The organism is Nocardioides eburneiflavus (assembly GCF_004785795.1).
Lineage (GTDB): Bacteria > Actinomycetota > Actinomycetes > Propionibacteriales > Nocardioidaceae > Nocardioides > Nocardioides eburneiflavus.
This window is the reverse complement of the sequence record NZ_SRRO01000001.1, coordinates 75107-85684: the sequence shown is the minus strand read 5'-3', so window position 1 is coordinate 85684 and position 10578 is coordinate 75107. Positions and strand designations below refer to the sequence as shown.

The 10578-nt window shown below is 69.6% G+C and carries 10 protein-coding genes; 9 read left to right on the top strand and 1 reads right to left on the bottom strand.

The annotated features are described in order from the left end of the window. Positions 1–126: 126 nt before the first annotated feature. Positions 127–405 (bottom strand): hypothetical protein, encoded by a 279-nt coding sequence (locus EXE59_RS00430; protein WP_135837141.1) that lies wholly within the window; start codon positions 403–405, stop codon positions 127–129. Positions 406–820: 415 nt separating this feature from the next. On the opposite strand from EXE59_RS00430, the gene EXE59_RS00425 reads away from it, so the two are divergent. The 9 genes from EXE59_RS00425 to EXE59_RS00385 are packed head-to-tail and all read left to right on the top strand — an operon-like array spanning position 821 to position 10551. After that, entirely contained in the window at positions 821–1777 is a 957-nt protein-coding gene (locus EXE59_RS00425) for an ABC transporter ATP-binding protein (protein WP_135837140.1), read from the top strand. Positions 1778–1783: 6 nt separating this feature from the next. Next, positions 1784–2569: an MlaE family ABC transporter permease gene (locus EXE59_RS00420; RefSeq protein ID WP_129453249.1), complete on the top strand. Its 786-nt coding sequence runs from the start codon at positions 1784–1786 to the stop codon at positions 2567–2569. A gap of 2 nt (positions 2570–2571) precedes the next feature. Beyond that, complete coding sequence (locus tag EXE59_RS00415; protein ID WP_135837139.1) at positions 2572–3396, top strand: MlaE family ABC transporter permease; 825 nt, start codon at positions 2572–2574, stop codon at positions 3394–3396. 19 nt (positions 3397–3415) lie between these two features. After that, positions 3416–4690 carry an MCE family protein gene (locus EXE59_RS00410; RefSeq protein ID WP_246056396.1) on the top strand — a complete coding sequence of 425 codons (1275 nt, stop codon included), beginning with the start codon at positions 3416–3418 and terminating at the stop codon, positions 4688–4690. Next, positions 4687–5724 (top strand): MCE family protein, encoded by a 1038-nt coding sequence (locus EXE59_RS00405; protein ID WP_135837137.1) that lies wholly within the window; start codon positions 4687–4689, stop codon positions 5722–5724. The genes EXE59_RS00410 and EXE59_RS00405 overlap by 4 nt, the downstream gene beginning before the upstream one ends. Then, on the top strand, positions 5721–6683 hold the full coding sequence (locus tag EXE59_RS00400) for an MCE family protein (RefSeq protein ID WP_135837136.1): 963 nt from the start codon (positions 5721–5723) through the stop codon (positions 6681–6683). The genes EXE59_RS00405 and EXE59_RS00400 overlap by 4 nt, the downstream gene beginning before the upstream one ends. Positions 6684–6686: 3 nt before the next feature. After that, the gene (locus EXE59_RS00395; RefSeq protein WP_135837135.1) at positions 6687–7835 is read left to right on the top strand and encodes an MCE family protein; all 1149 of its coding nucleotides are present in this window, start codon (positions 6687–6689) and stop codon (positions 7833–7835) included. Further along, the gene (locus EXE59_RS00390; protein WP_135837134.1) at positions 7832–9241 is read left to right on the top strand and encodes an MCE family protein; all 1410 of its coding nucleotides are present in this window, start codon (positions 7832–7834) and stop codon (positions 9239–9241) included. Before EXE59_RS00395 ends, EXE59_RS00390 begins: the two co-directional genes overlap by 4 nt. Next, on the top strand, positions 9238–10551 hold the full coding sequence (locus tag EXE59_RS00385; protein ID WP_135837133.1) for an MCE family protein: 1314 nt from the start codon (positions 9238–9240) through the stop codon (positions 10549–10551). The genes EXE59_RS00390 and EXE59_RS00385 overlap by 4 nt, the downstream gene beginning before the upstream one ends. Positions 10552–10578: the final 27 nt, after the last annotated feature.

Sequence of the window (10578 nt, the reverse complement as noted above, 5' to 3'; positions counted from 1 at the left end):
CCAACGGCACGCGAATCGGGCCGCTGGAGGTGCGGATGGTTCCCCACTGAGCCCCTGGACGACCTGCGCCGCCCGGCCACGGTCGAGCGGCTGCCCTACGGGCGGTCCGGCTGACGTGCCGGTCGCTCAGACGGAGCGCAGCGCAGCGACGCTCTTCACGAGACGGCGCAGTGGCGTGTCGCGCTCCACGCTGAGCCGCCCGCCGTCCGGCGTCAGACCGAAGTGGGACAGCAGGTCCTGTCGCCCTTCTCGCTCGGCCATCAGCACGATCGCGTCCCGGTCGTACGACTCGGCGAGCTCGGCAGCGAGGGCCAGGTCGTCGGCCGCGACGGCATCGTTGATGGACTCGACGTAGGCGGCGTAGAGCGCGTCGAGCTCGTCGGTCAGGCGGGTCTGGCTCGTCATGGACAACCCCTTCGAGTCACGATGAGTCCCGGGTGGACCTCCAGTCTGCGGCAGGGATTGGATCGATCCAAGACGACGGCGCCATGATCTCGGGCACGCCGTCGCAGGGACCATCCCTGCCAGGGAACCAGGACGACGTCACGCGCACCGCCCGACGTGAGGAGGTCGCGGACGGTCTCGAGCGCCTGAGTGGCACGACGGTCGAGGGGCTGTCGCCCCGAGCTTGGCCTCGACGTCGTCGGCGGTCCTGTCGTTGGACCCTCGGGAGGTCGGCCCGGCCCGTCCCTCCCCACGGGTGGTGACGACCGTCTCGTCCCGCCCGTAACCTCTCGCGACCTCCCGCGTTGTCTACCCAGTAGTAGCGCGGGACGGGAGCCCGGCGCGAGCCAGGGAACCAGACGGCAGGAGGGTGCACATGGGTGTCGAGATCCAGGTCAACGACCTCACGAAGTCCTTCGGCAAGCAGCTCATCTGGGGCGACGTGACGCTCACCGTGCCCGCGGGCGAGATCTGTGTGATGCTCGGCCCGTCCGGCACCGGCAAGTCGGTCTTCCTCAAGACCCTCATCGGTCTGCTCAAGCCCGACAAGGGCTCGATCATCATCGAGGGCACCGACATCGCCAGCTGCTCCGAGCGCGACCTCTACGAGATCCGCAAGCTGTTCGGCGTGCTGTTCCAGGACGGCGCGATGTTCGGCTCGATGAACCTCTACGACAACGTCGCCTTCCCGCTGCGCGAGCACACGAAGAAGTCCGAGTCCGAGGTCCGCGACATCGTCATGGAGAAGATGGACCTCGTCGGCCTCCTCGGCGCCGAGGACAAGCTGCCGGGCGAGATCTCCGGCGGCATGCGCAAGCGCGCCGGCCTCGCCCGCGCGCTCGTGCTCGACCCCGAGATCGTGCTCTTCGACGAGCCCGACTCCGGCCTCGACCCGGTGCGCACCGCGTTCCTCAACCAGCTGATCGTCGACCTCAACGCCCAGATCGACGCCACGTTCCTGATCGTCACCCACGACATCAACACCGCGCGCACGGTCCCCGACAACATCGGGCTGCTCTACCACCGCCACCTCGCCATGTTCGGCCCGCGCGAGCAGCTGCTCAGCTCCGAGGAGCCGGTCGTGCGCCAGTTCCTCAACGCCCAGCGCGTCGGGCCCATCGGCATGTCCGAGGAGAAGGACGCCGACGAGCTCGCCGCGGAGGCCGGGCAGGAGCTGCCGCCGCTGCCGCCCATCCCGCTCCAGCTCGACCCGTCCAACGGCATCCCGCGGCGCAGCCAGCGGCCCGCGGGGGAGTGGTGCCGCGAGAACGGCATCACCCCGCCGCCCGGGTCCTTCGAGTCCAGCAACGCCGGCCTGGCCCCGGGGGTCTGACGAGCCGTGTCCACCTCGCTGTCCTCGCGCGCGCTCGCCCCCATCGGGGTCGCGGGCAACCTGTTCGCGTTCGCCCTCGACGTCTTCCGCGGGCTGTTCCGCCGGCCCTTCCAGCTGCGCGAGTTCATCCAGCAGTCCTGGTTCATCGCCTCGGTGACGATCATCCCGACGGCGCTGGTGGCCATCCCGTTCGGCGCCGTGATCGCGCTCCAGGTCGGCGGGCTGATCAAGCAGTTCGGCGCCCAGTCCTTCACCGGCTCCGCGTCGGTGCTGGCGGTGATCCAGCAGGCCGCGCCCATCGGGACCGCGCTGCTGATCGCGGGTGCGGGCGGGTCCGCGATCGCCGCCGACCTCGGCGCGCGCAAGATCCGCGAGGAGCTCGACGCGATGATGGTGCTGGGGATCGACCCGATCCAGCGCCTCGTGGTGCCCCGCGTGCTCGCCTGCATGCTCGTGGCGTTCTTCCTCAACGGCATGGTGAGCGTGGTCGGCGTGACCGGCGGCTACGTCTTCAACGTCATCCTCCAGGACGGCACCCCGGGCGCCTACCTCGCCAGCTTCACCGCGCTGGCCCAGCTGCCCGACCTGTGGATCGGCCTCATCAAGGCGCTGGTCTTCGGCCTCATCGCCGCGATCGTCGCGTCCTACAAGGGCATGAACGCCAAGGGCGGCCCCAAGGGCGTCGGTGACGCGGTCAACGAGTCCGTGGTCATCACGTTCCTGCTGCTCTTCGTGGCCAACTTCGTCCTCAGCATGATCTACCTGCAGGTCGTGCCCCCGAAGGGCGGATGACGATGGCTCTCAAGGACGTCTACGCCAAGCCGCTCTCCTCCCTCGACGACCTGGGTGGCCAGCTGGCCTTCCACCTCAAGGTCCTGCGGTCGGTGCCCCGCTCGGTGACCCACTACCCCCGCGAGATCATGCGGATCCTCGCCGAGGTGACCCTCGGCTCGGGTGCCCTCGCGGTCATCGGCGGCACCGTCGGCGTGATCATCGGGATGACCTTCTTCACCGGGGCCCAGGTGGGCCTGTCGGGCTACGCCGCCCTCAACCAGCTCGGCACCGCGGCCTTCTCCGGGTTCGTCTCGGCCTACTTCAACACCCGCGAGATCGCTCCCCTCGTCGCCGGCATCGCCCTCGCCGCCACGGTCGGGTGCGGCTTCACCGCCCAGCTCGGCGCGATGCGCATCTCCGAGGAGGTCGACGCCCTCGAGGTGATGGCGATCCCGTCGATGCCCTTCCTCGTCGCGACGCGCGTCGTGGGGGGCCTGATCGCGATCATCCCGCTCTACGTCGTCGGCCTGCTGTCGTCCTACTTCGCCAGCCGGCTCGTCGTGACCCAGATCTACGGGCAGTCCTCGGGCACCTACGACCACTACTTCAACGCGTTCCTGCCGCCGGGCGACGTGCTGTGGTCCTTCGGCAAGGTCCTCGTCTTCGCCGTCACCGTCATCCTCATCCACTGCTACCACGGCTACAACGCCTCCGGCGGTCCCGCCGGCGTCGGCGTCGCCGTCGGGCGTGCCGTACGCACCAGCATCGTCGCGATCAACGTGCTCGACCTGCTGCTGTCGATGGCGATCTGGGGCGCGTCCACGACCGTGCGGTTGGCGGGGTGAGGGGCTGATGAGGACCGGGATGAAGACCAAGGCGCTGGGAGTGGTGTTCCTCGTCCTGATGCTCGCCGCGGTCTGGGCGACGTACGGCGTGTTCACCAAGAAGTTCAGCGACTACGACGAGGTGACCGTGCAGGCGTCCCGCATCGGACTGCAGCTGCCGCAGCGCGCCGACGTCAAGATCAAGGGCGTCATCGTCGGGGAGGTGCTCGACTACGAGCCCACCGCCGAGGGGGCCGAGATCACCCTCGGGCTCTACCAGGACCGCACCACCGACATCCCGGGCGACGTGACGGCCTCGATCCTGCCCAAGACCCTGTTCGGCGAGAAGTTCGTCTCGCTCGACGTCCCCGACGGCGGCTCGTCCGCAGCACCCATCGCCGACGGCGATGTCATCCGGCGCACCGACCTCTCGATCGAGGTCGAGCAGGTGCTCAGCGACCTCTACCCGCTCCTGCGGGCCGTGCAGCCCGCCGACCTCAACATGACCCTCAACGCGGTCGCGACGGCGCTCGAGGGTCGCGGTGAGCGGCTCGGCGAGACCATCGAGACCCTCGACCGCTACCTCACCCGCTTCAACCCCGAGCTGCCCGCGCTCGTGGAGGACCTGCGGCTGACCGCCGAGGTGTCCGACACGTACGCCGACGTGCTGCCCGAGGTCGCCACGATCCTGCGCAACACGATCACCACCACCTCCACGCTGGAGGACCGCGAGGAGAAGCTGAAGGCCCTCTTCAACGACGTCTCCAAGTTCGCCGCCGTCGCCGACAGGTTCACCCGCGCCAACGGCGACAACCTGGTGCGGCTGGCCGACCTCGGCGCCGCGCAGCTCGAGGTGTTCGCCCGCTACGCGCCCGGCTACCCGTGCCTGCTCGGCGGCATCGTCGGTGCCGGCAAGCTCCAGGCCGAGGCGTTCCGCGGCTTCACACTCCATATCGTGCTCGAGACGCTGCCCAACCAGCCGCGCGGCTACACCGCCGCCGACGCACCCGTCTACGGCGACAAGCGGGGCCCCTACTGCGGCCGGCTGCCCAGCCCGCCGTGGTCGCAGAGCAACCCCGTGACCCACCAGCCCGACTTCGTCGACGGCGTCGACGAGCCCACGGGCAAGGGCACCAGCCGGGTCGGGCCGGGCTGGTCCGGCACCTCCGCCGGCTACGTCGGCGGGCGCGAGGAGACCGCGCTCCTCAAGGGTCTCCTCGCTCCTGGGCTCGGTGTCAGCGCCGACGACGTGCCCGACCTGGGCGTGCTCCTCGTCGGTCCGATGGCGCGCGGTGCGGAGGTGTCGCTGCGATGAGCCAGCTCCTCGACAAGAAAACGTCCGTCGACCTGTTCAAGCTCCTGGTCTTCGTGGTCGTCACGTCCCTCGCCACGACGGTCCTCGTCGTCACCATCGGCAACCTCGGCTTCGGGTCCTCGCGCCAGTACCGCGCGGAGTTCACCGACGCCACCGGCGTCAACAAGGGCGACGACATCCGCGTCGCCGGCGTTCGGGTCGGCACGGTCGACGACGTCGAGATCGTCGACCGCACCCGCGCACTGATCACGTTCACCGTCGACGACGAGACCTCGGTCAACGGCGGCACCAACGCCGCCATCCGCTACCGCAACCTCGTCGGCCAGCGCTACATCTCGCTGACCCAGGAGGTCGGGGACACCCAGCGGCTGCCGGACGGCTCGACGATCCCCGTCTCCCGCACCAAGGCTGCACTCGACCTGACCGTGCTGTTCAACGGCTTCAAGCCGCTGTTCCAGGCCCTCTCGCCCGAGGACGTCAACCAGCTCTCCTTCGAGCTGATCCAGGTCTTCCAGGGCGAGGGCGGCACCCTCGAGGGGCTCCTTGCCCACACCGCGTCGGTCACCTCCACGCTGGCCGACCGCGACGAGGTCATCGGCGACCTGATCGACAACCTCTCGCTCGTCCTCGACCACGTGGCCGACCGCGACCAGCAGCTGACGCGCCTGATCCGGTCGTTCCGGACCCTCGTCGGCGGCCTCAAGAAGGACCGCAACGCGATCCTCGGCTCCCTCGAGGAGGTCTCGGCCCTGTCGGTCGAGACGGCCTCGCTCATCGACGGCATCCGTGAGCCCTTCGTCAAGGACATCAAGGAGCTGCGGGCGGTCGCGGGCAACATCGACAAGAACAAGGCCGAGCTCGACCGCGCCCTCCAGGTCCTGCCGATCAAGCTCAACAAGATCGGTCGCACCGCGATCTACGGCTCGTTCTTCAACTTCTACCTCTGCGAGTTCCAGGGCCGGGTCAACCTGCCCGGCAACGTGCAGGTCCCGGTGAAGTACACCACCGGCTCCGACAGGTGTGATCTCGGATGAAGCCATTTCGCGAGCGCAACCCGGTCGTCGTCGGCGCCGTCAGCATCGTCGTGCTGGCGATGGTGCTGGTCGCCGCGCTGCGCGCCGACGACCTCCCGGTCATCGGCGGCGGCGACACCTACCACGCGATGTTCACCGAGGCCGGCGGCCTCAAGGTCAACGACGAGGTCCGCATCGCGGGCGTACGCGTCGGCAAGGTCGACGACATCGAGCTGGCCGGCAACGAGGTCAAGGTGAGCTTCAAGGTCGACGACGCCGCCGAGTTCGGGTCCGACACCCGCGCCGCCATCAAGGTCAAGACGATCCTCGGGTCGATGTTCCTCGCGCTCGAGCCGGCCGGCGGCGGGCAGCTCGACGAGGGGGCCACCATCCCGGCTGCGCGCACGTCGTCGCCGTTCGACGTCGTCGAGGCCTTCGAGGGCCTCGCCTCGACGTCGGAGCAGATCGACACCGACCAGCTCGCCGAGTCGCTGACCACGCTGGCCGACCTCACCCGCAACACCCCCGAGGAGTTCCGCGGGGCGCTCGACGGCCTGAGCCGGCTCTCGGCCAACATCGCCTCGAAGGACGAGCAGCTCAACACCCTGCTCGTCAACCTCGAGCGGGTCTCGACGGTCCTCGACGAGCGCGACCAGGACATCATCAAGCTGATGGAGGACAGCGACGTGCTGTTCCGTGCCCTCGTGGCCCGCCGGGAGGCGGTGCACGACCTGCTCGTCTCGAGCACCACCCTGTCCAAGGAGCTCACCAGGCTCATCGACCAGTCGCGCGCGGACCTCAAGCCGGCGCTGGCGCACCTCGAGAGCGTCATCGCGGTGCTCAACAAGAACGAGGACAACCTCGACAGCAGCCTGCGGCTGATGGCGCCGTTCTACCGCGTGTTCGCCAACACGCTCGGCACCGGTCCGTGGTTCGACACCTGGATCTCCAACTTCCCACCCGTCCCGCAGGTGGGCTGACCCATGGACCTCGTGAAGCGCATCCTCGTCCCCCTGGTCGTGCTCGGCTTCGTCGTCGCGGCGGCGGTCAGCGTGCTCGGCGGCGACACGTCCCGCACGGTCGTCGCGCACTTCCCGCGGGCGATCTCGGTCTACGAGGGCAGTGACGTCCGCGTGCTGGGCGTCCCCGTCGGCACCGTCACCCGCGTCGAGCCCACCGGCACCGACGTGACCGTCACGATGACGTACGACGACGAGGTCAAGCTGCCGGCCGACGCCAAGGCCGTCATCATCGCCCCGTCGGTCGTCGGCGACCGGTACGTCCAGCTCACCCCCGCCTACTCCGGCACGGGCGAGATCCTCGCCGACGGCGCCGAGCTCAGCGTCGAGGACACCTCGCAGCCGCTGGAGCTCGACCAGATCTACGACAGCCTCGACCGCCTCAACGTCGCGCTCGGCCCGCGCGGGGCCAACCGGACCGGGGCCCTGTCCGACCTGCTCTCGGTGACCGCCGACAACTTCGGTGGCCAGGGCACGACCTTCAGCCAGACCCTGCGCGACTACTCCCGCCTGAGCAGCACGCTCGCAGGGAACTCCGACGAGCTGTTCGGCTCGGTCGAGGCGCTCGGCAACTTCATGGAGACCCTCGCCGACAACGACCAGACGGTCCGTCAGTTCAACCAGTCCCTCGCCGACGTCTCCACGATGCTCGCCGGCGAGCGCGAGGAGCTGGTCGCAGCGACCAGGAACCTGTCCGTGGCGCTGACCGCGGTCAAGGAGTTCGTCGAGGAGAACAAGGGCTCCCTCAGCCGCAACATCACCGGCCTCAACCGGGTGGCCAAGGTGTTCGTACGCCAGCGCGCCGCGCTCGACGAGATCCTGCGCGTCGCGCCGGGGGCGCTCAACAACCTCGCGCTGACCTACAACCCGCAGGCCGGCACGCTCGACACGCGGGCCAACTTCGGCGAGTCGATCAACCAGCTCGAGCTCGACCCAGCCGCGTTCCTGTGCGGCTTCGTGGGGCAGGTCGAGCGCTCCGGGCAGGTGTGCGACCGGATCACCCAGCTGCTGGATGCCCGCCCGCGTGCCGGTGCCCTCGGCGAGACCGCGGCCCTGCCCGCACAGGACGTGTTCGACCCGACCCTCGGTGGTCTCGTGGAGGTGGAGCGGTGAAGCGCCTGAAGGTCCTCGTCCCCGCCGCGCTCGCCGGGCTCCTGCTGTCCGGGTGCGACGCCAGCGTCTACTCCCTCCCGCTGCCGGGCGGACCGGACGTCGGCGAGGACCCGATGACGGTCAAGGTCGAGTTCGCCGACGTCCTCGACCTGGTGCCCCAGTCGACGGTCAAGGTCAACGACGTCAGCGTCGGCAAGGTGACCGCCATCGACCTCGAGGGCTACCAGGCCCTCGTCACCCTCGCGGTGCGCCGCGACGTCGAGCTGCCCGACAACGCGGTCGCCGAGCTGCGGCAGACCAGCCTGCTCGGCGAGAAGTTCGTCGAGCTGAGCGCGCCCGAGGAGGGCGCCAGCAGCAACGCCCTCGGCGACGGCGACACGATCCCGATCGAGCGTGCCGGCCGCAACCCGGAGGTCGAGGAGGTCCTCGGCGCCCTGAGCCTGCTGCTCAACGGCGGTGGCGTCGCGCAGCTCAAGACCATCACCCAGGAGCTCAACAAGGCGCTGGAGGGTCGTGAGGAGTCGGCGAGGTCGGTGCTGCGCAACCTGCGCACGTTCACCGGGCAGCTCGACGAGAACAAGGCCGACATCATCGCCGCGATCGAGTCGCTCAACCGCCTCGCGCTCGCCGCGGAGAAGCAGCTCCCGACGATCGACAAGGCCCTCGAGGAGCTGCCCAGCGCCCTCGACTCGATCGACCGCCAGCGCGACGACCTCGTGGAGATGCTGGCCGCGCTCAACGACCTGTCCGACGTCGCCGTCGACGTCATCGCCCGCTCCAAGGGAGCGACCATCACCTCCCTCGAGCGGCTCAACCCGGTCCTCACCCAGCTCGCGGCCTCCGGCGACGACTTCACCAACGCCTTCCACGTCTTCCTCACCTACCCGTTCGTCGACGAGGTCGTGGGCCGCGACCCGCAGGTCGCCCGCAACCTGCACATGGGCGACTACACCAACCTCTCGGTCACGCTCGACGTCGACGTCGCAGGCGGCACCACCGGTACGCCGACGCTGCCGACCAACCTCCCGACGGTGATCGACCCGACCGTCGTGGTCAACGACGTCCTGGCCTGTCTGCAGAGCGGCTCGCTCACCAGCGAGGCCTGCGCCAAGGTGCTCGCCAACCTCGAGAAGCTGACCCGGCTGCGCGAGGAGTGCGCCAAGGCGGAGAACAAGGACAAGGACGTCTGCCGTGAGCTCAACTCGATCCCGGGCCTGCCGCCCGAGCCCTCGCTGCCGATCCCGTCGACCCTCCTGCCCACGCTCGTGCCGACCCTCGGCTCCGGTCTGCCGCGCGCCGGCACCGACGAGAAGCCCCGCCCGGGCAACCCGACGATGGGCGACCTCATGGAGACCTACGACGCCGACCTGGTAAGCCTGCTGATCCCCGGGATGGTGCAGCGATGATCACCCGTCGGACCAAGCTCCAGCTGCTCGTCTTCGCCATCATCACGCTGGTGGGCGTCAGCTTCGTGGGTGCCCGCTACGCACGGCTGGACCGTCTCCTGACGGACCAGAGCTACACCGTCACGGCCCACTTCGCCGACTCCGGCGGGGCGTTCGCCGGCGCGCTCGTCTCCTACCGCGGCGTACGCGTCGGCGAGGTCCGCGAGCTGGTGCTGACCGACGACGGCGTGGACCTGGTCCTCGACATCGACGACGAGCACGACGACATCCCGGCCGACGCCCACGCGCTCGTCGGCAACCGCTCCGCCGTCGGCGAGCAGTACGTCGAGCTCCAGCCGCAGAGCGACCGCGGCCCCTACCTCGAGGACGGCTCCGAGATCGCCCGGGAGCTGACGACCACGCCGATCGCCACCGACACCCTGCTGACCCACCTCGACGAGACGGTCCGCAGCGTCGACGAGGACGACCTCCGCACCGTCACCTCCGAGTTCGGGCTGGCCTTCTCCGGGGCGGGCGAGGACCTCCAGACGATCCTCGACAGCAGCGACGACTTCATCACCGCCGCCGAGCAGAACTTCGACGTCACCGTGGACCTGATCCGCGACAGCAACACCGTGCTCAACGGCCAGATCGACTCCGAGCGAGCGTTCCGCCGGTTCGCCCGCGACCTGTCGCTGTTCACCACGACCGTGGCCGACAACGACAAGGACCTGCGCCGCCTGATCGAGGACGGCTCGCTCGGCGCCAACGAGCTGCGCGTCTTCCTCGAGGACAACGAGGTCGAGCTCGGCGACCTGATCAACAACCTCGTGACCACCGGCGAGGTGGTGGTGAAGCACATCGACGGCATCGAGCAGCTGCTCGTGCTCTATCCCTACGTCGTCGAGGGCGGCTTCACCGTCGTGTCGAAGTCGCCGGGCACGGGCCTGTACGACGCCCACTTCGGCATGGTGATGACGTCCGAGCCGCACGTGTGCCTCGGCGGCTACGAGGGCACCGACCGGCGCTCGCCGCTCGACGGCAGCAACGCCCCGATGAACGAGGACGCCCGCTGCACCGAGCCCGCCTCGAAGTCCAACGCCCGCGGCGCGCAGAACATCCAGGCCCCGCGCGCGGCGACCGGGTGGGGGACGGCCGACTTCGCGTACGACCCGGAGTCGGGAGCCGTGACCTCCGACCCGGCCGAGATCCGGCGGCTCCTCGGGGCACGGGCCACCGCGCCGGGGACCTTGGGCCGCGACTCGTGGAAGTGGCTCTACCTCGAGCCGCTGCTGGCCAGGGGCGTGACCCCGGCCGGGGAGACTCGTTAGACCAGCAGTGAGACAGACCGGGCCCCG

What these genes read in the sequence shown, in the direction of transcription:
- EXE59_RS00430 (WP_135837141.1), bottom strand. Translation starts at nt 405, where the DNA reads ATGACGAGCCAGACCCGCCTGACCGACGAGCTCGACGCGCTCTACGCC.
- EXE59_RS00425 (WP_135837140.1), top strand. Translation starts at nt 821, where the DNA reads ATGGGTGTCGAGATCCAGGTCAACGACCTCACGAAGTCCTTCGGCAAG.
- EXE59_RS00415 (WP_135837139.1), top strand. Translation starts at nt 2,572, where the DNA reads ATGGCTCTCAAGGACGTCTACGCCAAGCCGCTCTCCTCCCTCGACGAC.
- EXE59_RS00410 (WP_246056396.1), top strand. Translation starts at nt 3,416, where the DNA reads ATGAAGACCAAGGCGCTGGGAGTGGTGTTCCTCGTCCTGATGCTCGCC.
- EXE59_RS00405 (WP_135837137.1), top strand. Translation starts at nt 4,687, where the DNA reads ATGAGCCAGCTCCTCGACAAGAAAACGTCCGTCGACCTGTTCAAGCTC.
- EXE59_RS00400 (WP_135837136.1), top strand. Translation starts at nt 5,721, where the DNA reads ATGAAGCCATTTCGCGAGCGCAACCCGGTCGTCGTCGGCGCCGTCAGC.
- EXE59_RS00395 (WP_135837135.1), top strand. Translation starts at nt 6,687, where the DNA reads ATGGACCTCGTGAAGCGCATCCTCGTCCCCCTGGTCGTGCTCGGCTTC.
- EXE59_RS00385 (WP_135837133.1), top strand. Translation starts at nt 9,238, where the DNA reads ATGATCACCCGTCGGACCAAGCTCCAGCTGCTCGTCTTCGCCATCATC.